The organism is Fluviicola sp. (genome assembly GCF_039596355.1).
Classification (GTDB): Bacteria; Bacteroidota; Bacteroidia; order Flavobacteriales_D; family Crocinitomicaceae; genus Fluviicola.
This window is the reverse complement of sequence record NZ_JBCNJW010000014.1, coordinates 75,229-97,019: the sequence shown is the minus strand read 5'-3', so window position 1 is coordinate 97,019 and position 21,791 is coordinate 75,229. Positions and strand designations below refer to the sequence as shown.

15 protein-coding genes are annotated in these 21,791 nt (G+C 46.0%); 8 read left to right on the top strand and 7 right to left on the bottom strand.

All coding sequences use genetic code 11. From position 1 onward, the window contains the following. Positions 1 to 953 (top strand): hypothetical protein (locus ABDV94_RS18980; RefSeq protein ID WP_343748802.1); only part of this gene is annotated, 953 nt, incomplete at its 5' end. Further along, a complete protein-coding gene (locus ABDV94_RS18975; RefSeq protein WP_343748801.1) occupies positions 937 to 2,700 on the top strand; it encodes a hypothetical protein in 1,764 nt (587 codons plus the stop codon). The genes ABDV94_RS18980 and ABDV94_RS18975, both read left to right, overlap by 17 nt. A 59-nt stretch (positions 2,701 to 2,759) precedes the next feature. Here ABDV94_RS18975 and ABDV94_RS18970 read toward each other — a convergent pair whose 3' ends face one another. The 6 genes from ABDV94_RS18970 to ileS form a co-directional block, all read right to left on the bottom strand. After that, complete coding sequence (locus tag ABDV94_RS18970; protein ID WP_343748800.1) at positions 2,760 to 3,197, bottom strand: SUKH-3 domain-containing protein; 438 nt, start codon at positions 3,195 to 3,197, stop codon at positions 2,760 to 2,762. Between the two features lie 161 nt (positions 3,198 to 3,358). Continuing rightward, on the bottom strand, positions 3,359 to 4,237 hold the full coding sequence (locus ABDV94_RS18965; protein WP_343748799.1) for an exopolyphosphatase: 879 nt from the start codon (positions 4,235 to 4,237) through the stop codon (positions 3,359 to 3,361). A 111-nt stretch (positions 4,238 to 4,348) separates the two neighbouring features. After that, on the bottom strand, positions 4,349 to 6,907 hold the full coding sequence (locus ABDV94_RS18960; RefSeq protein WP_343748798.1) for a T9SS type A sorting domain-containing protein: 2,559 nt from the start codon (positions 6,905 to 6,907) through the stop codon (positions 4,349 to 4,351). Positions 6,908 to 6,911: 4 nt separating this feature from the next. Beyond that, on the bottom strand, positions 6,912 to 7,226 hold the full coding sequence (locus tag ABDV94_RS18955; RefSeq protein ID WP_343748797.1) for a hypothetical protein: 315 nt from the start codon (positions 7,224 to 7,226) through the stop codon (positions 6,912 to 6,914). A gap of 179 nt (positions 7,227 to 7,405) precedes the next feature. Continuing rightward, a complete protein-coding gene (locus ABDV94_RS18950) occupies positions 7,406 to 9,430 on the bottom strand; it encodes a recombinase (protein ID WP_343748796.1) in 2,025 nt (674 codons plus the stop codon). A gap of 156 nt (positions 9,431 to 9,586) precedes the next feature. Next, the gene (gene ileS, locus ABDV94_RS18945) at positions 9,587 to 13,081 is read right to left on the bottom strand and encodes an isoleucine--tRNA ligase (RefSeq protein ID WP_343748795.1); all 3,495 of its coding nucleotides are present in this window, start codon (positions 13,079 to 13,081) and stop codon (positions 9,587 to 9,589) included. Positions 13,082 to 13,380: 299 nt separating this feature from the next. Between ileS and ABDV94_RS18940 the strand changes: the two genes are divergently transcribed. From ABDV94_RS18940 to ABDV94_RS18915, 6 genes are all read left to right on the top strand, one after another. After that, complete coding sequence (locus tag ABDV94_RS18940; RefSeq protein ID WP_343748794.1) at positions 13,381 to 13,935, top strand: sigma-70 family RNA polymerase sigma factor; 555 nt, start codon at positions 13,381 to 13,383, stop codon at positions 13,933 to 13,935. Beyond that, a complete protein-coding gene (locus ABDV94_RS18935; protein WP_343748793.1) occupies positions 13,926 to 14,783 on the top strand; it encodes an anti-sigma factor in 858 nt (285 codons plus the stop codon). The genes ABDV94_RS18940 and ABDV94_RS18935 overlap by 10 nt, the downstream gene beginning before the upstream one ends. Positions 14,784 to 15,001: 218 nt before the next feature. Further along, on the top strand, positions 15,002 to 15,895 hold the full coding sequence (locus ABDV94_RS18930) for an LD-carboxypeptidase (RefSeq protein WP_343748792.1): 894 nt from the start codon (positions 15,002 to 15,004) through the stop codon (positions 15,893 to 15,895). Between the two features lie 69 nt (positions 15,896 to 15,964). Then, positions 15,965 to 16,624 carry a hypothetical protein gene (locus ABDV94_RS18925; protein ID WP_343748791.1) on the top strand — a complete coding sequence of 220 codons (660 nt, stop codon included), beginning with the start codon at positions 15,965 to 15,967 and terminating at the stop codon, positions 16,622 to 16,624. Between the two features lie 132 nt (positions 16,625 to 16,756). Next, a complete protein-coding gene (locus ABDV94_RS18920; protein ID WP_343748790.1) occupies positions 16,757 to 18,652 on the top strand; it encodes a hypothetical protein in 1,896 nt (631 codons plus the stop codon). Then, entirely contained in the window at positions 18,653 to 19,999 is a 1,347-nt protein-coding gene (locus ABDV94_RS18915; protein ID WP_343748789.1) for a hypothetical protein, read from the top strand. It abuts the gene before it with no gap. A 139-nt stretch (positions 20,000 to 20,138) separates the two neighbouring features. Here the strand turns inward: ABDV94_RS18915 and ABDV94_RS18910 are convergent, their stop codons facing one another. Next, positions 20,139 to 21,581 carry an aldehyde dehydrogenase gene (locus ABDV94_RS18910; RefSeq protein WP_343748788.1) on the bottom strand — a complete coding sequence of 481 codons (1,443 nt, stop codon included), beginning with the start codon at positions 21,579 to 21,581 and terminating at the stop codon, positions 20,139 to 20,141. Positions 21,582 to 21,791 lie beyond the last annotated feature (210 nt).

Below are 21,791 nucleotides of genomic sequence, written 5' to 3'. Positions count from 1 at the left end.
CACATGAAGTCATTCCTTCTTCGGACGGTCAAAAATGCTTCCTGCTTTCCAAAAACCAGATGCTTTTCCGCTACCACCGGGAATTGAACCCGAACGTTCCGGCAGAAACGATTATCAAAGGCTGGGAATTGGTTCACAACAACATTCCATTCCGGGGAGACGCCGCTGTCGGGATCAACAGCCGGGGAGATTCTGTTTTTGCGTTGTACAATTACGACATGAACAAAGGGTATTTGCTCAACACAATCAGCGGCGAAGAAAAAACCTTCTTTTTTGACAAGAACAGCACGAAACATGGACAATTGGGCTTCAAAAACGGAAAGTTCGTTTTCGCGAATTACGGAACGACCTGGTACATCGACCCAACCAGTGCAGAAGTTTCCACCCAAAGCGGACTGGTAGAGGGCAATTTTGAGGTAGACCCCGCTACTGGTGTTGTCAAACAGGTCAATAAAGCTGATGAGGTAAGCATTTACCAACTGACCAATATGCGAAGTGCACTCTTGCAAAAAATGCCGAAGTTCTCCGACTCGCGAACCATTCTGAAAAACATTTCAGCAGTCTTCGTCAATGAAGCCGGAAACCTGGTCTTTAACAAGCACGAGTTTACCTGCACTACTGCGGGCAATTTCAAACTGAGTCACAGACGGGTTATGAAAGAACGGATCAGTGCACACAGACAAAGCGACCAGGAATTTATTTTTACAGACGGAAGTTCAATAGAAGTAAACCCCGCTGGAATGTTGATCTTGAAAAGCAGCAACCCGGAAATTCCGTTTGTGTTTATTCCCACGACGCTTGAAACCAGTTTGGGAGTGGCTACAGAAGGTACATTTTCCGGAAATCCCTTTTACCAGCGTGGTTACGGAAACGTTATTCCTGCAAAGCAATTTTACGAACAGCATGTTCAACCTTTCATCACAACGATTTTAACGTATGGAACTTCGTCTTAAACCTTCGGAACGCAATCAGTATGAACTGAAAGGAATCCTGATCAAAGGTGATTCCGTTAAAACGTGGCTGCCGGAATTGCAGCGCATGAAACTCGATTACCGGCAGGTTTCACTTTACCCTGTTCCGGGATCAGTTCCCAATACACTCTGGGCTTGCCTGGTGTTGTTCCGTCAGGCTCCGGATCCGGCCCTGATCGGGAAAAATGAATGGTGTCAGCAATTGTCATCTTCGTTCTTCATCGCCGAAAGATCACAGGTTTTCCCTGCTATGACGGTTCCCGAAATGGAACAGTTGTTCAAAGACGCGGTTTGGCTCATGCACCCTGAAACCGGGTTGATAGCACTCACCGAAGTGCTTCCGCTGAAGCAATTGCTCGTGCTTCCGGAGAAAGCTCCCGTTGATCCGGTTACACCCATGCAGTCGTTTATTCCTTCGGAGATCAAAAGTTTTCAGCTGGCTCCCGTAAAAGCCGAAGAAGCCTTGCAGAAACTGGAGGAAAGTTTCCCGAAGACTGAAAAAATGGAAGATAAGCCGCTTTCACTGTTGGAAAAAGCACGGCTTTCCTTTTACAAAGCACTTTTCACAAAACCGGGACTAACCGGTAAAAGCGCCGGAGAATCCGATCCCGAAACTCCACGCGAAGAAAGTGCTTTCGGAAACCTGGTGAACTTCATAACCCAACCTTTCATGAAGGGAGGAAAAGACTTCTCTGATCGGGTAGAACCCGATTTAGAGGAATTACAACGCCGCAACCAGAAGCAGATCGACAAATTGCTCGACATGTTGAAGAACAACCCGGAGGAAGCCTTGAAATACGCCATTCCGCTGGATCAGGAAGGCAGTTCACGCGGAACGAATAAAGGAAGCCTGGATTTGTCTCAACGAAGAACGGATTTTTCCTTGTTCTCCAATTCCGGACGTATCGGAGGCGGTGGCGGTGGCTCCGTTGATATCGGCGAGCATTTTTACACCCTGGAACAGCAGTATCGTCAAACGGCAGAACAACTGATCCGGAACGGCAATTTTGAAAAAGCAGCTTTCATCTATATGAAACTACTCAAACTACCACGCGTGGCTGCTCAAACACTGGAAGAGGGAAAATACTATGCCGATGCTGCTTCCATTTACCTGAAGTTTGCCAACGACAAGCACAAAGCTGCGGAGTGCTACGAAAAAGGAAATCTGCATGCCAATGCCATTGAGCTGTATAAAGAACTGAAGAACTACGAGCGCGTGGGCGATCTTTACATACTTATGAACCAGAAAAAAGAAGCTGAGAAGTATTACGAAATAACGGCCGATAACTTGATTCAAAGCAATCAATACATTTCCGCTTCTACTGTTTACCGGAACAAAATGGGCGACGCACCGAGAGCGAATAACCTTTTATTGAAAGGATGGCGGGAAAACAAAGATGGAGCCGGATGTTTGAAAGTTTATTTCACACAGGTTCCCGATCCGGATAAACTCGGTGAAGAATTACAGCAGTTGTATCAGCACGACGTAAACAAACACAACCAGTTGCAATTCCTCCAGGTGTTGAAATCGGATTCGTTAAAACTCCCCGAACTGGAAGAACAGAAACGGGAAATGGCCTTTGAGATCATTGCAGACGGGATTCATCACAATCCGTCTTTGGTAAAGGAACTGCATTTCTTCAACCCGGAAAACAAAGGCTTGCCCAAAGATACCAGCAGATTTGTGATCGGGCAGGCAAAATCGCAGCGAAAGGGCAACAAGCAATAAAGTTAGTCGGGATCAAAAAGCACGACTTTTTTCAATTTTGACTTTTCAATTTTGACTTTTCAATTTTCAATTGAAAAAATTTTCATCATCGGTCTCTGAAAATAAACCGTTTCACAAGCCTCTTCAAAAGAATCCCCGAGTTTGTATATTTCTCCGTCTGCGAGCATGTAACATTTTCCACTGAAAGAAATCAGGAGGCCGGCAAGATCTTCCTGCACACTTCCTACCGGCAGCAAGGGTTCTCCCACAAGTTGTTCCAAAATAGGTAAATCTTCCACATCAATGTATTGCACACCTACATCTGTATTGATACAAATATCGGCGTACAAACCGTCTGGGGTCTTGAATGCGATTCTCAGGTTTCCGAATTCACGGAGAAAATCGGCTATCAACTGATTGGGAGTCTGAAAACCCAGTTGTTTCAAATCCCGGATCATGTATTCAATATCGATTTCCCGATGTGCATACCAACCTGCTTCTTCCAGGAAAGGGGTCATGAGTTCTTGTTTCGGATTTTTATGGTTCAAAGCCGTTTTTTAATGATCGTACATATCAAGCGAGTCCAGCCTGTCCCGATTTCTTGGGGATTAGGCGAGCTAAAATTCGTGCAGTGTTCGACTGAGTTCACTCCGAAGTCCGTGGCAAAGAATATACGGTACTACATTTTCTTCTTATGCAGATCGTAAATGATTCCGTCCGACAAACCGATCTTCGGGACATACATTTCTTTGCACTTGAGTACGTTCATGCAGAAGCGGAAAATTTCAAGTGCCGGAACGATGACATCGGCACGATCGGGCTTCAATTGAAACTGATCCATCCGCTGCCCCACGCTTAACGGTTCCAGCTCAGCATACAGTTGATTCATGGCTCTCAAGGTAACCGGAGCTTTTTCCTTCACACCAAGAATTTTGTGAATTTTATTGATGTTTCCACCCGTTGCATACACCAGGTGCGGATTGTCCTCCACGTGTTCCCTGATCCAAAGCTTCATTTCCTTCCACTGTTTTTTATCGACCTTGTCTTTCAGCATCCGGACGGTTCCGATATCAAAACTCTTGGCTCCTACCCGTTTTCCGTGTTCAAAAACGTTGATTTCGGTAGAACCACCACCCACATCAATGACCAGGTAAGGCTTGCTTCGTTCGATATCCAACAGGGCAAACGTTCCGAAGATCAGCCGGGCTTCTTCATCACCCGAAATGATTTCGATCTGGATTCCCGTACTTCGCTGGATCTGCTGAATGATTTCCGCACTGTTTCGCGCATCCCGCATGGCGCTGGTTGCACAGGCACGAATGGCCGACACGTTAAAAATATCCGCAATCAGCCGGAAAGCTTTGATCGTTTTGATAAAATCATCCGCTTTTCTGATACTGATTTCTCCCGAATCAAACACCTCTTCACCCAGACGCAAAGGCAAACGGGTATAGGAGATTTTTTTCACATACGGATGACCGTTTTCCTTGGAAATTTCTCCGATCAGCAAGCGCGCGGCATTGGATCCGATATCTATGGCAGCGTATCTTTTAGGCATATACTCAATTGCTCCGAAATTAACGAATAAAGCATTAACTCGGTTATTCTCCGGAACAAAAAATGCCGTTCAACAGGTGTCGAACGGCATTTGATGAATGAGTGGGTCTGTTTATTTTACGATTACTTTTTGCACCAGGGATCCCTGAGCGCTGTTAAAGTGAAGGAAATACATTCCTTTTGCCAGGTGTGAAACCTGCAATTGTGTTTCAGAGTTCATGCTCAATGAAGCAAGCGGGTAAACCACTTTTCCATCTTCAGAAATCATCGAGAATGTGACGTCTTTTCCAGCTTTAATTGTCAGGGCTGTAGTAGCAGGATTCGGGTAAATTTCCAGTCCGAAATCAACTGCTTCCTTGATTCCTGCACAGTCTTCTACTACAATGTTCTGAGAAGCCGTTGCTGTACATCCGTTTGCAGTTACCGAATACGTAATCGACTGAGTTCCTTCTCCAGCTGTTGCCGGGTTGAAGTTTCCTCCGCTCACACCTGTTCCGGAATACGTTCCGCCTGTAGGTAAACCACCGGTCAATCCGAATGCGGCAGATTGGATACACACATCTTCAAATGTTCCCAAAGTCACGTTCGGAGCGGCATTCAATGTGAATGTAGAATTCGCCGTTCCGGAACAACCGTTTCCGTCTGTATACGTGTAAGTCAGGGTAATGGAACCAGCTGTCAAACCGGCTGGATCAAATGTTGTTCCTGAAACGCCTGTTGATCCGGAGAAATTACCTCCCGCAGGAGTTCCTACCAGGTTTACCGGAGTTGCATTGCTACACAGATTTGCTACCTGCGTGAACGTTACTGTCGGGTTGGTATTGAAGGTTACTGTTGCAGAACCTGTTCCTGTATTGGAACATCCGCTCATGCTGACATTCGAAACGGTGTATGTTCCGTTGGAAGTTGCATTCACCGTATACGGAGAAGAAGTAATAGCATTTACCGTTGTCGAAGTTGTCCCGTCCGAATACGTGATATCCCAAGGGCCTGAACCGGATAAAGCAACAGATACCGGGATTGTTCCCGTTCCGCACAATTGTCCGCCTCCGGAAACTGTTGCAGTTGGTGCGGCACTAATCGTTACGTCAAATGTTTCTGAAGCAGCCGGACAAGACCCGGTAGCAGCGATCACGTTTGTTACGGTATATGTTCCCGGCGTACTTGCACCCAGGTCAATCACCCCCGTAGAAGCGTTGATCGACAAACCAGTGGTAGAAGTGAAAGCTCCCGCACTTGCACCCGTTCCGAAAACCGGACTTGGGTCAGCAGCGGAAGAACAGTAACTTGCCTGTGCATACGTAAATGACGCATCAGGAGCTCCCGAAATCACAATCGTTTGTGTGGAAGTGTTCGGACAAGACCCGGAAGTGGTGTATGTTACAGAGTAAGATCCGGTAGTACTTCCCGCAACGTTGATTTCACCCGTACTTGCACTTACGAAAGACAAACCAGCCGGTGTCGCAGCGAATGTTCCCGCAACCGAAGTGGTAGGCGTTTGGTTCGGCGATGCATCACAAATCGAGTTGGTCGGGTATGTGAACGCCGCATTATCCAATGGATTTGCCGTAACAGCAATCGTATTGGAAAGCGATTTACATCCGTTGGCATCCGTTAACTGGACATTGTAGCTTCCGGAAGCAGAAGCAGTATAGGAAGAAGCGGTTGCTCCACCGATCGGAGAAGCACCGTTATTCCACGCAAATGTTCCTGTTCCCGTAGAACTCAGGTTCACCGATCCCGGAGTACAGAATGTGGTTGCACCTCCTGCAGAAATAACCGGCGCAGTTGTTGTCATGGTCAATGTTGCCGAATAGTCGTTGTATGTTCCACAAGGATATCCCTGGAACATACTCGGGGCAACGAATGCAACATATGTTCCCGGAGTTGTGAAATTATACGAAAGCACTTTCGGAGCACATCCGTCCGTTAAAGCACTTGTAATGACAGTCGGGCTGGCACAGTTGCTGATGTTTACGAAAAGTAGTGCCGCTGGCATTTCGGAAGCCACCGTCCAGTTTACTGTTGTCGGAGTTGTCACCGTAAAGCGGTACCAGTCTGTATCTCTTGACCCGCCATTTGCCCACAAAGAACCCCAAACGGTTGTTCCGCAGGTAATATCCTGGTAAGCCGGCGAAGGTGTTGCGTTACATCCCGCGTTGGTATTGCTTCCGCAAGCTTCGGTTTCTGCAACAGAACCCGCAGGCTGTGTCAACGTACCGCACGGAGCTGTAATACACAATGAGAATGTCAATGCAGACGGAGGCGAGCTGTAATAATCATAAAGACGCAGGTAGTATGTCTGTCCGACTACCAAACCTGAAACACTTGTAGATTCTTCTTCTCCATCAGCCGTGTTATCCTCACATACCAGTGAAGTCAATGCTCCGCATGTTCCTGAAAACACCTGGAAAACCATATCGAAGTCGCCGTCTCCGATTGCATAAATGTTTGCAACGGTAGAAGTAGCCACAAAACGGTACCACACATCGTCATCAGCGGTTCCGACACATCCGGTCATACTTTGGGTTGCCCCGGCGGTAGTTCCGTAGGTTGCCGTACAGGTGGTTCCCTGTGTAATCAATGGAGCTGTAGCACAGTCATTTCCCTGTGCGAATGCCGCAAGCCCGATCAACGAACTTGACAAGCAAGAAAGTAATAACTTTTTCATCGGGTTATTTGATTAGGGTTTTTCTGCGTTCTTTTAACTCCGCAATTCGGTTGTTTACTGCATTTCTGTCAAATGCCCGATCGTCTTTGTTAATGATCAGCACGTTTTCCAAAACCTGGATTTCCTGGTCAATGGATTCAATGGTATTCAGTGGATTTTGAGAGAGTTTTCCGGGGACCTGCGATTGGCGCGCAACAGTACCTCTTGATTTAGTTGATTCCTTAGTTAACTGTGTTGAGGAGATCTGAGATTCTTGTGCATAAGAAACTGCAGACAACAAGAAAGCAAAGGAACACAGAATGAGTGCTCTTTTTTTCATAGTAAGTTGTTAAATAATTAATGCGAGACGAAAATAGTAAATCGTCCCTTCATTTCTGAACTATTTAACAATTCGGACACCTGTTGTTGAATATTTATGCAATTCCATTGAGCATTTTCGAACCGCTGTCGAGCAACAAACCGGATCAAAACCGCTTTTTCAAGCAAAAACACTTGATTTTACTGGTCTTTCACCGGGAAAAAGAAAGAAACGGGCTTGTATTTGAAGTAGAGCCAAACAGAATGAAAGAGGTACTTCACTTCCGAAAGCGGGATATCACGCGAACGCAGAGCCAGCCAAAGTGATAACGAAAAGCTGACAATGAAGTTGAAAAACCCGATCAACCCGATTCCGATGATTCCCATCAAAATCGTGTACCAGCCAGTTTGGAAGTGTTCCCCAAACAAGCCAATCGCCAGGTTTCCGGCTGCAAAGGTAATGTGCCGGATATCCAGGTTCAAACCGATAAAAATCCCGATAGAAGCGGTCGAACCCATAAAAACACCGAACCAGAAATTGGAAGCTACTCCTGCCCATTTCTCTTCGATCCAGGTTGCAAAACGTTTCGTATTTTCTTTTCCCAGCGAGCGTTTCAAAACCGGATGCTCCTTGATGCGGTTATATACTTTCTGGTGCTTGATCTTGTTTGAAATCGATCCGGAAATGATTCCCGACAAGAACAAAAATACCCCGGCAATCGAAGCATGCAGAATCGCCATCGATGCAACCGGGCTCAAATCTGTGAGCAGCACTTCGCTTTTATGCGCATCCACGATGGGGAATCCTGCCAGTCCCTGCAGTGACCAGATCAGCAGCAGTGCCACCGGAAATGCCACAAATACGTTTCCTACGAAAGCAATAAACTGCGAACGGAACAATTGCGCAAACAACCTGGCGAACGAACGGTGCCGGTCGGCTTCGTCAACAGCTCCCGACATGCCTGCTTCGATGGATTTCACAATCGCGGCGGCAGTCATGGCGGGCTGTTTGGTTGCAAGCGTAAAGCCCAATAAGTAAATCAGGATGAACCCGAAGGCATAATTCAAACTATACAGGAATGCATGTCCGAAATCGCTGACGTGAAACTTTCCAAGCAGTACTTTGAACAAGCATAAAAATCCAACGACCAGTCCCCCGCCCATCGCGGTGAAGAGCATGTGGTAATATTCCTTTTTGGAATGCGTGATGTAATGTTCACCCGTTTTCGCTGTGTGCTGGGTTACTTCGTATGCAATGGCCTGCGTGCTGTCGAGCATCAGGCGGCGGATGTTGTTTTTCTTACAATTGTATTTGATCAGCTTAACGGCGAGGTAAATGGTATTTTCCTGTTTATCGCGATCCGTATCTGCCGCCAGTAGAGGCAAAAGCGCCCCGATGCGGTAGAGTTGCTGACGGATTCGCAGTAAACTTTGATTCACGCGGATCGAGATTCCGAATTTGGCGCTGTTATTAAACGCGGCGTTGATCATTTCATGACAGCTATCCAAAACAGTGAGCAATTCCCGGTAATCCGGATCGGAAAGCGAAAGGGAATAATCATTCTCGCGGATGATTTTGGACACCACCACATCGAGTTTTTTCTCGAACAACTCGAAAGGACTTTGCACATTTTCGTATTCCGGAACCATGATCAGCACATCTTGCTCCAAAGCGCGTCCGCTAATTCGTTGAATCAGCAAACTGATGCCGTTGACCACTTCCGTGATCGCAAAGTTGGTTTCTTCTTCCTCATACATGCTTGGAAGATCAAGCAACGTCACCAACTCGTTGATTTCATCCAGCGAAATCAACTGCACCCATTCAATGTCTTTCTGCTTGTAAAAAATCTGGTTTAGCAAAAACTGCATGGTATCGGGCTCCGGTTGTTCGGGAAGGATTTTAGAGGCCAGTCGTTCCCGCACTTCCCGGATGAAATAAGCATCGCGGATAATCCCCGAATCCGTTAAAATCGATGTGAATTTGCGATTATGAAGCATATTTCCCAGGTAAACCGTCATCGCGTAACGCTTTACGGGGTATTCTTTCAGGTAGTCAATCAATTCGCGGATGCTGACCGGCTGTTCCTTGCCGATCTCTTCCGGGCGGAAATATGCTACCAGGTCGACCAGGAATTCCAGGTTATCGGAAGTGTAATCAGCTGCATGATAGAAATCTTCAAACAACTCATTCAACTGCTTCTTTTTGGCTCTTCTGAATAACTGCATACCTGTTCTGATCTCACGTTTGCCTAAAAATAAGAAGACCTGCCCAAAAAGAAGGACAAAATCTTCGAAAAAGTCCCGTTTCCAACAAAAAACGCCGGGAAATCCCGGCGTTTTCTTCAGTTATTTCAGCAGGCTGAGCGGAGTCGAAGCCTGCTCTTATACTTTCTCTACTTTGATCACCGTATCGGCATCTGCTTCGATATCGGTCGTCAATCCTTCGAACGGCTCTGAGCTGAATTTCAAATCGGAAGCGAGCACTTCTTCACAGATAAACTGTTTGTTTGCTTCGGCAGCGAGTTGAATGAACTCAGAAGATTTCAAGGTCAAATGGATGCGGTCGGTTACTTCCAATCCGGAATCCTTTCTCAGGTTCTGGATTCGATTCACCAATTCGCGCGCCACACCTTCCATGCGCAGACTTTCGGAAATGGTACTGTCTAACGCAACCGTCAAACCGTTTTCAGAAGCCACCAACCAGCCCGGGATATCTTCTGCGCGGATTTCGAAATCGTTCAGTTCCAGAACCACCTCTTCCCCATCCACAACGCCAGTCCAGCCCTGGTTTTTCTCGATTTCAGCAATTGCGTTCTGATCCAATTGTGCAAATAATGCGGCAATTGCTTTCATCTGTTTTCCGTATTTCGGCCCGATCGTTTTGAAATTCGGTTTGATCGATTTCACAAATACCGTGTTGGACGCATCCAGCAATTCCAGTTCTTTCACGTTCACTTCCGAAAGAATCAAATCCTGAACATGCTGGATATTGGTTGCAAAACGCTCATCCAATACCGGAACCATGATCTTCTGCAATGGCTGTCTTACGCGGATTTTCTCCTTTTTACGCAAAGCAAGCACCAGTGAAGAAACATTTTGTGCGATCTCCATTTGTGCTTCCAGCTCTGTATCGATCAATGCCGCATCGGATTTCGGGAACAGCGCCAAATGCACGGAGTTCACCTGGTGACGACCTGAAATGCTGTTCAAATCGGTAAACAACTGATCCAAATAGAACGGTGCAATCGGTGATCCCATGACAGCAACTGCTTTCAAACAGGTATACAGGGTCTGGTAAGCAGAAATTTTATCTGAGGTGTAATCCCCTTTCCAGAAACGTCTGCGGCACAAACGCACGTACCAGTTCGACAACTGATCTGTTACAAAATCCTGGATCAAACGTCCTGCACGTGTCGGTTCGAAAGAAGCATATGCTTCATCTACCTGTGCAATCAATGAGTTCAGTTTCGACAAAATCCAGCGGTCAATTTCCGGACGTTCATTCAGCGGAATGTCTGCTTCCGCATAAGAGAACCCGTCGATGTTTGCATAAAGCGCAAAGAACGAATACGTATTGTAGAGCGTTCCGAAGAACTTGCGCTGTACTTCCGTGATTCCGTCCACGTCAAATTTCAGGTTATCCCACGGCTGTGCATTCGTGATCATGTACCAGCGCGTAGCATCCGGGCCGTATTTCGCCAATGTTTCGAATGGATCAACAGCATTTCCAAGTCTTTTCGACATCTTCTGGCCGTTTTTATCCAATACCAATCCGTTCGATACGACATTTTTGTATGCCACCGAGTCAAAACACATCGTCGCGATGGCATGCAATGTGTAGAACCAACCGCGTGTTTGATCCACTCCTTCCGCGATGAAATCTGCCGGGTAGGATTGATGATTGTCGATCAATTCTTTGTTCTCAAACGGGTAATGCCACTGTGCATACGGCATCGATCCTGAATCAAACCACACGTCGATCAGGTCGCTTTCGCGCTTCATCGGCTTCCCGGAATCCGAAACCAGGATGATTTCATCCACGTAATTTTTATGCAGGTCGATCTGTCCGTAGTTTTCTTTCGAAAAGTCGTTCGGAACAAATGCTTTCAGCGGGTTTTCAGTCATCAGTCCGGCTGCAACAGCTTTGTCGCACTCAGCTTTCAACTGCTCCACCGAAGAGATGCAGATACGCTCGTCGTTGTCTTCCGTAGACCAGATCGGAATCGGAATTCCCCAGTAGCGGGAACGCGACAGGTTCCAGTCGTTTGCATTTTTCAACCATTCACCGAAACGTCCGCTTCCCGTAGAAGCCGGCTTCCAGTTGATGGTATTATTCAGTTCGATCATGCGCTCCTTCACATTGGTCACCTTGATGAACCAGGAATCCAGCGGATAATACAGTACCGGTTTATCTGTTCTCCAGCAATGCGGGTAGCTGTGTTCGTATTTCTCGATTTTGAACGCGCGGTTTTCGATCTTCAGTTTCAGCGTGATGCGCTCATCTGCCGACATGTATCCTTTCAGATCCGGGATGATCGCTTTCAGACTTTCGTGTTGCTTCGCGAATTCCGCTTGTTTCTCTTCTTCACTCAGGTAATCCGCTTTCACGAATTCGCCTCCCAGTCCGAAAACCGGATCGGAAACCTCCATGCGGAAACGCCCGCGCAGGTCCACCAACGGAACCGGGTTTCCCTTGTCGTCCAGTACGAGCATTGCAGGAACACCGGATTCTGCTGCTACGCGCGCATCATCGGCACCAAAAGTCGGCGCAATGTGTACGATTCCCGTACCATCCGAAGTGGTTACAAAATCTCCGGAGATGACACGGAATGCCTGATCCGCGTTTTCGTATGGCAAAGCGCCTTTCAACAGTTGTTCGTAACGGATTCCGACCAGGTCAGAACCTTTGCACGACCCCAGAACCACAAACGGAATGTTTTTCCCTGATTTGTCGTAATCTGCCAAAGCTGCTTCGCTTTCCACTGCTACAAACCCTTTCCCGAAATGGTTTTTCACCAGATCTTTCGCCAGCACCACCTGGATTGCTTCGTGCGTGTACTGGTTGAAAGTCGATACGAGCACGTACTCGATATTCGGTCCCACACACAACGCGGTGTTGGAAGAAAGTGTCCACGGAGTGGTTGTCCAGGCAAGGAAGTAGACTTCGGCTCCGCTCAGTCTTCCTTCAAGGCCAAATTTCTGCAAAGTTGATTGAGCGGAGTCGAAATCAACTTTAAACTGTGCCACCACGGTGGTGTCTTTCACGTCGCGGTAAGCTCCCGGCTGATTTAATTCGTGGGACGAAAGTCCGGTTCCGGCAGCAGGTGAATACGGCTGGATGGTGTATCCTTTGTAGAGCAAATCTTTGTTATACAACTGACCCAAGAGCCACCAAACAGATTCCATGTATTTCGGGTCGTACGTGATGTACGGATCTTCCATGTCCACCCAATATCCCATTTCTTCTGTCAAACGGTTCCAGATATCGGTGTAGCGCATCACCGCTTCGCGGCACGCTCTGTTGTAGTCTTCCACGGAAATTTTCTTCCCGATATCTTCCTTGGTGATCCCAAGTTCTTTTTCAACACCCAATTCCACAGGCAATCCGTGCGTATCCCATCCGGCTTTACGCTTCACCTGTTTTCCTTTCAATGTTTGATAGCGGCAGAAAATATCTTTAATCGAACGAGCCATTACGTGGTGAATACCCGGCAATCCATTCGCTGATGGAGGCCCTTCAAAGAAAACAAACGGCTCAGCCCCTTCACGTGATGTGATGGAAGCCTCGAAAACACGCTCATTTTTCCACTTTTCCAGAACTGCCTGCGCGACATTCGGCAGATTCAGTCCTGAATATTCGTTGTATTTCTGACTCATTCGTCTGGTATTTAAGTGTTTTTTGAACTTACAAAAAGACTGCAAATTTAAGCTTTATAAGTGAGAAGTAAAAAGGTAAAAGGGAGAACTTTCAGAATTGACTACCGAACCGATCAAAGTCCGTAAAAAGGGTGATTTTAAATCGGTTCAACAGAGGAATAACGATCAATCATTTCTTCCCGTCTCTGCACACATTTCGATTTTACAGCGCTAATTCAAACTGAAAAATTCAAAACCCAATCCACGATAAATTTCACATTTTGATTTTTGAATTCATTTAATTTGCTACATTCGTTTCGTTGGATTCATTGAACAGCATAGAAATTACAGACCTCGTTCACAAGGTAAAAGCAGGAAATCAAAGCGCTTTCGGCGAAGTCTATGATCGCTACTGTGGCGCTATTAACAGTGTGATCGGGCGGTTTATCATTGATGAGGATCTTGCCCAGGATGTACTCCAGGACACCTTTATCAAAGTCTGGAAAAACATTCAGATGTACGATGATTCAAAAGGGAGTTTTTTCACCTGGATGCTGAATATTGCGCGCAATACATCGATTGATGCGCTGAGAAAAACGAAAAAAGAATCCAAATCCGAAATCCAAATCCTGGAAACAACCGTAAGTAGTTCAACAACAGTTCAGCAGAATGTTGGAACGATCGGGTTGAAACAACTGGTGGAACAACTTCCTGCCGAACAGCAGACAATGATTGAATACTTATACTTCAAAGGGTATACGCAGCAAGAAGTAGCAGATGAGCTGGATATTCCGCTCGGTACTGTGAAAACCCGCTCGCGCATGGCCATGACGGAGTTAAGAAAATGGTTTACACTTTTGATATTGTGGATATAAACGAATACATAGCGTCAGGAATTTTGGAGTCGGTAACACTCGGACTAGCTTCCCAGCAGGAAGTTCAGGAAGTAGCATGCCTTTCCAAAATCTACCCGGAAATCCGAGAGGAATTTGTCCGCGTGCAAAAACGCTGTGAAGAATTGATGCTGGAAAACGCACAGGCTCCGAATCCGGCAGTCCGGGCTTCGGTACTGGATGCCATTTCGCGCATTCCGCAGGAAAAACCAGCTGCTTCCGATAATTCGGAAACGAAACCCGAAGCGAAAATCATCGCCATGAACACTGCTCCGGAGATCAAGGGTGTGAGTCCGTTGTGGAAAGTAATGGCTGCCGCATCTCTGATCCTGACTTTGGGAATCGGGGCGCTTTGGTTTGTTTCGAACAGCGAAGTAAAACGCATGGATTCAGCACTGGCTTCCATGGAGAAAGATCAACTGGAAAATGAACAAGTTCTGCAGGCTGCAATTCTTGAAAAAGAGCATTTACGCGAAGTTCAGAAAGTATTGACCGAACAAAGCGTGCGCACTGTGATGATGAACGGAACCGCCATGGAACCAACTGCTTCTGTGAAAGTGATGTGGAGCCAGGACATGAAGAAAGCAGTGATGCATGCCGAAAAAATCACTCCGCCACCTGCAAATATGCAGTATCAGCTTTGGGTAATCGCTGACGGAAAACCGGTTTCAGTAGGTCTCTTCAACTACGACGAAGTGGAACAAATGACCGATCCCTTTGATGTAAACGCCAAAAACATTACCGCCTTTGCCATCACGCTTGAAAAAATGGGTGGAAGCCCGACTCCGACCATGGAAAAAATGGTAGTGATGGGACCGATTAACGGATAATTGAAAAGTTAAAATGGAAAAGTATAGAGTCGAGACCTGACTTTTTGGAGTCAGGACTGATCGCGACTCTTATCTCTTAATCTCTCATAAGATGGAAAAGGTAGAGAGCAGACTTTCCGATTCATGACTATTGCCTCTTGATCTCCTGAACATTTCTTTTCAATTCTCATTGCTCCATTTTGAATTTTGAATTCTCCATTTTCAATTACCTTTAGGGCATGATACGTCCTCCCAAACTGGTTCCCGGTGACACCATTGCATTGGTTTCTCCTGCAAAGGCCATTGAAGCTTCTTACATCGATTTTGCCAAAAGTTATTTCGAACAACAGGGATTTGTGGTGCTCATTGGCGCACATGCGGCAGGCGAATACCGTTATTTTTCCGGAACGGATGAGCAACGAGCCGGCGACATGCAGTGGGCGGTAGATCACCCGGAGGTGAAAGCCATTGTGTGCAACCGCGGCGGCTATGGCGCGATCCGTTTGTTTGATACAGTTAATTGGGCCAACCTGCTCCGCGAACCGAAATGGATTCTCGGATTTTCAGACATTACCAATTTCAACTGCCTTGGACTCCGGCTCGGAATCGAAACAGCACATACTACGATGCCACTCAATTTCCGGGAAAATACGCCGGAAGCACTGGAATCCATGTTACACGTATTGCAGGGAACAGAAAACGAATATACCTGGCAGCCCCATCCGGCCAACAAGCCCGGAACGGCAAGCGGAATGGTCGTCGGAGGAAATCTGTCGATTCTTTATTCCCTGCTCGGAACCCCGTACTGTCCGAATTTTGAGAACGCTATTTTATTCATCGAAGATATCGGCGAACAAATCTACCACATCGACCGGATGCTGAGCGCTTTCAGGCTGGCTGGTGTTTTCGACCACATTTCGGGACTGATCATCGGAGGAATGACCGATCTCAAAGATACCGCTAATGCTACCGAATGGACCGTGGAAGAGCTTGTTCTGAAACATACCCGTTTCCGGTCACTTCCGATAGCATTCCAGGCTCCCGTAGGACATATCAATGATAACCGGGCCTTTATCTGCGGTCGTTCGGCCACATTAACCGTCACGGAAAATCACGCTTATTTCGTCCAATAGCAAATAAATATTGTTCTGGTACTGTTTTTGATTCGGGTAGTTCCGTATTTTTGTACCAGAATTTGACATATGCGTATCCTTCTAATTGGTTTCCTGATGCTTACACTGTCCTCTTGTGTAGACATCTTTGACGAAATTATTCTTCATCCTGACGGAAGCGGAACTTACAAGTACACCGTGAACATGAGCGCCAGCAAAGTGAAGATTAATTCCATACTCGCCCTCGACAGCGTGGACGGAAAACGCGTTCCGAAACTTCCCGAAATCAAAGAGAAAATTGAGCTGTACCGCAGTAAACTCGAAGAGAAAGAAGGAATTTCCAACGTAAAAGTAGAGGCCAACTACGACGATTTTATTTTCAAGATCTCCTGCAATTTTGACAACGTAGCAGACCTTCAAAATGGAATCCGCGAAATCGTAAAGGAAGAAAGCAAGGACAAAAACGATCCTGCTTTTGACGAAAACTGGCTAAGCTGGGACGGAAAAATCCTGACGCGTATTACGCCTAATTTCCAAAGCTTCATTCACAAACTGAAGGCTGAAGACCAGGAAAAACTGAAGGAAGGAAAATACATCTCGGTTTCCCGTTTTGACAAACCGGTTTCCAAATGCGATAACGGACAGGCACAAATTTCGCCAACGAAAACTGCAGTTTTAATCAAATCCAGCACCTATTCTGTCGGAACGAATCCTTCCGTACTGAAAAACACCATCACAATTTCCAATTAATAGCCCGAACACAGCGATTTTACTGTATTTTAACACAAGTTATCAACCAAATGCCGGTTGATAAACGAAATAGCCGGTTCAATTCAAAAAATGATTTTTACTTTCGTGTAGAATCCGTTCATTCATTCCTCTATGAAAATTAAAGTTTTAATTCCGATAACCCTGCTTGGAATGGTTTCCTGGGGGCAGAAATCCGAAGATGTTATTCCCAAGGATGCCGTGACGGTATTCAGCCTGAATAATATTTCCATCCTCCAGAAGGTATCGATGGATGAATTGGTTTCTTATGATTTCATGACTGAGTTGCAATCGGAGCTTTTCGATGGGTCTACCCAGGGGAAAACGCTAAAGGATGCCGGGATTGATTTCAACCAGAAAATGAATATTTTCTACGGGAAGAATACGGAATTTGAAATCTCCGGGTTCACGTTCGGAATTACCGACAAGAGCAAGCTGTTCGATGTATTCGATGATTTTGACCGCATGGAAAGCCTGGTTCCCGGAACGGAATATTACAACAACTATTTCAACCACCTGATGATCCAGGGGAATGTAGGTTTACTGATCCGTGTAGATACAGACCAGGAAAAACTCACTGAAATTACAGATTCCATCTGGATTGCGCGCGGTTTCGAACTCCCGTGGTCTTCGGAAGACGAATACTACGACGAGGAAATGGACCAGTACGATGACGAAATTCCGATTGATGATCCGACGATGAACGAAGACGGGGACGAAGTGGAAGAAATCATTGAGGAAGATGTAGAAGACACTCCGGTAGCGGTAGACGAAATGAACGATCTGTTCAAGAATTACTACGAATTGCGCGACAGCATCGAATCGGAATATTCCCGCAGACGCCTGTTTTTGATCACCGAAGAACTCTTCGTGAAAAAGCAGAACCTGAAGGCGATCGATTCACGTTTGGCTAATCAGCTGACACATACTTCTGACGGTATTTTCTACCTCGACAACAGCCGGAACTTTAAGAATACGAACAGTTTGTTCTACCTGCAGGCCATGTTCCCGGACTTGTACCGCGATCTGAACGAGCTGTATACCGGAAACGTCATGCTTGGAGATATTGTTCTGAACCAGAAATCAATTGATCTGAAAATAGAGGCAAATTACGGCGAAGGGCTCGGAAGCATTTACCAGGAACTCAACAGCGCTAAATTCGACAAGAATGTGCTGAAATACATCCCGAAAAACAATACGGGTTTCTTTACGTACCAAATTGACCTGAAAAAGGGATACGAAAAGGCTTACCAGGTGATCATGCCGATCCTGAGCGAAGAGAAAAACGCGCGCATTTCCGCGAATGTACTGACGATCGAATTACTGAATGATTTCATCAATACGGACGAAGTATTCAACACCTACAAGGGAAGTATGTTCGGTACCTTTAACGGAATCAAACGCGTAAAAACCAAACGCATCGAGTTTTTCTACGACGAAGAAACCTTCGAATACGGGGAAAAAGAAATCGAAGCGGAAGAAGATATGCCAATCTTTACTTTAGGGTTTACAACGGCTCGTCCGGATATCCCGAACAAGATTTTGAAGCACATGTCGCGCATCACTTCGCAATTCAAAAACATGGGTGATTACTGGGTATACGAGGAAGCAATCCTGAACTCGGTTCCGCTCTACATGATCAACAAAAACGGCTTGTTCATTTTCACCAATGACGAAGATCTGGCGAAAAACCACTCCAATGGTTACGGTTCGGATGCATTGACGGGAAAACTGGCGAAAAACGCAGCGAAAAGCGGTTCCATTTACGGATATATGAACCTCGGGGACATGATTAACCGTCTTCCGGAATCCATCCTGAATGACCACCGTTTCAATGTGCTTGCTTCAATGCGCGGTAAAAAAGGTGAAATGGAGGTAACTTCTTCCAAAACGAGCCGCCAGAAAACAACGTACAACCTGACTTACAGTTTTGACGGAACATTTGACAATGCAGGAAAATACCTGCTTGATCTCGTAAATACAGCCTATTTGGTGTCTACAAAGCGTTAAATGAAAGCAGAAGGAGTTGGAAATAAGGTCGTATTGATTACATTGCTGTGCGCTGCACTGGCTTTGTTTCTCTATATCCGTCCGCGTTTGTTTGCTCCTGAGCCGCCACCCAGCCTGCTCGACCGTTTACCCGAAAGTGAGATCGTAGGCCGTTACAACCTGCTCGATATTGCCCGGGAAACAAATTCCCTGATGTTTAAGAACAAGGTTCCTTTCCGCGAGTACCTGACGTATGATTTCCTGCTCAGCCAGGCAAAAGGAATCGGGATTGATATCCAGAGCACCGGTTATTTCTTCTCAAACGGAAAAGACGAGTGGGGAACGTTTATGAGCGTTCTCGACAGTTCCAAGATTCAGATCGGATTCAACCGGCTGGAGCAATACATTCATGTTTCCGATACGGTAGTCTACAACCGGAAGGTCAAAAAAATCAAGGATTTGGGATTGTATATCTTTTACGACAAGGATTACATGCTCATTTACAAAGGGTCGAAAGTGAGACGGCGCATTGGGAAGGCTATTTTTGCACGCGAAGGAGATATTGAAAGTTCCTGGGAAAAATTCCTGAAAAAGAAATTATTCCAGGATGAAAAGATCGTGCTTTACTCGAATTCTCCACGCCTCAAAAAGTTTGGTTTCGATTACGCGATGTTTGCGCACGACAGCGACTCGCTGAATGTGAAGCTGAAAACGTACCTGCATTCCAACAAAAACTTAAAGATCAAGGAAAAAGAAGCCGGGATTACGTTCGAACGCAACAAGATTTCTACCAAGGCACTGGAAATCCACCTGGATGTTTCGGAATTCAAAAAAGACAAGGACAATCCGCTTTACCAATGGATTGCTTCACTGGCAAAAAAAGTGAGTTTCCCGACCGCTGCGTTTTTTGATGCCTGGGAAGGAGATCTCTGTTTCCAGGAAGGTGGCACACAACTCATCAACGAAGAAGTGGTGGAAATGAGTTACGACGAAGAATTCAACCGCGTAGAGGTTCGAAAAATCAATCAAGTGGCTGTTCCTGCATATTCGTTGATGTTCTCTGTCAATGAAAACGGGAATAAGCTCGTTTCGGCGCTGTTTGCGAAAGGAATTATTACCAAGCAGGGGAAATACTACCACTTCCTGTTTTCACCGCCTCTGAACTTAAATATTCTACCTACGAGCATCGGCGCGTATACGTACGGAAAGCCTCCGAAAGTAACCACCGGAAATACCTGCAACGGTTTGTGGAAATACAAAGGAACGGATGTGTTCTTCCACATTGATTCCCTGAAGAAAAAAGAAGTCTACGGCTCACTCGAATTCGAAGTTGCGAGTTTGATTAAACGGGGGAAAATCAAGAGATAAATTGAATTGATGCTTCGACTCCACTCAGCATGATATATCAAAATTGAAAAGAAATGTTTAGGACATCAAGAGGCAAGAGCCATGACTCAAAAAGTCTGGTCTTTACCTTTTCAATGCTCCATTTTACATTTTCAATTACTTAGTACGGAATAAACACATTCTTCGCTTCAGTAAAGAAACGCAGGGCTTCCCAGCCGCCTTCTCTTCCCACTCCGGATGCTTTTACTCCTCCGAATGGTGTGCGCAGGTCGCGTACGAGCCAGGAGTTAATCCAAACGATTCCCGCCTGTACTTTATCTGCCGTACGGTGTGCTCTTTTCAAGTCGGAAGTCCAGATGGTAGCGCTCAAACCATATTGCGTGCTGTTTGCCATCATCAATACTTCTTCTTCGGTATCAAACGGTGTTAAGGTAACAACCGGCCCGAAGATTTCTTCCTGGTTCGTTCTGCAATCGTAGGAAAGTCCTTCGATCACAGTCGGAGCAATGTAATATCCTTCGTGGTACGGAGCGTCCAGAACCACACGGTTTCCGCCTGTCAGAATCGTTCCGCCTTCTTCTTTCGCCAGTTCAATGTAAGAAAGCACTTTTTCCATGTGCGGTTTGGAGACCACTGCTCCCATTTTCGCATTCGGATCGGAAGGATTGGAAACGGTGAGTTTTTCCACGCGCTCAATGAAAGCGGTTTTGAAACGATCGTAAATACTGCGTTCGATGAAAATGCGTGATCCGCACAAACAAATCTGTCCCTGGTTTGCAAACGAAGAACGCACTGTTGTTTTGATCATTTCATCGAAATCGCAATCGGCAAAAATGATGTTCGGGTTTTTACCTCCCAATTCCAGGGAAAGCTTTTTGAACATCGGTCCGGCAGTACGTGCAATGTATTCCCCGGTTTTTGTTCCACCGGTAAAAGAAATCGCTTTGATTTTCGGATGTTTCACGATGGCATCTCCGGCAGATTGTCCCAAACCGTGTACAATATTCAGTACTCCGGCAGGCATACCGCTTTCACGCACCACTTCACTCAGCAAATAAGCCGTGTAAGGCGTGATTTCGGATGGTTTTGCCACCACGCAGTTTCCGGAAGCCAGTGCAGGTGCAATTTTCCATGAAAACAAGTAGAGCGGCAAATTCCAGGGAGAAATACATCCCACCACACCGATCGGTTTACGGGTGGTGTAGTTGATTCCCATTCCTTCCATGTAATGCGATTCGGAAGCGTAATGTTCTACTGCCGTTGCGAAAAAATGAAAGTTGGAAACAGCTCTCGGAATATCAACGTGTGCCGCCAGTGAAAGCGGTTTTCCGTTGTCGCGCGATTCTGCAGCCACAAATTCATCCATGCGTTTTTCAATTCCCAGGCTGATCCGCATCATGATTGCACCACGTTCTTCATTCGTCATACCTGACCAAACAGGAAATGCCTTTTCTGCAGCAGCAACCGCCAGCTCCACGTCTTCTTCCGTCGAATCCGGGATTTCTCCGTATACTTTTCCTGTTGCAGGCTCGTAGTTATCGATGTATTTTCCTTTAACCGGAGCAACCAATTCACCGTTGATCAAATTTTGAATGCGTATCATGGATTTTGTTTTTCAATTACAAAGATAGTAATAGTAATTACGTCCGCCGCAGCGGAATGAATGCCGAATTACGAATTGATTCAATCGATCTTTCAAATTTTAAGCTTAACTCTCACGTGCAGATACAAGTGAAAACGCAGCAAACATCCATTGCAGAATAGCATCCTTGCACTCTGAACGCTTATCACATATGAATCTGAGTCTGCATTA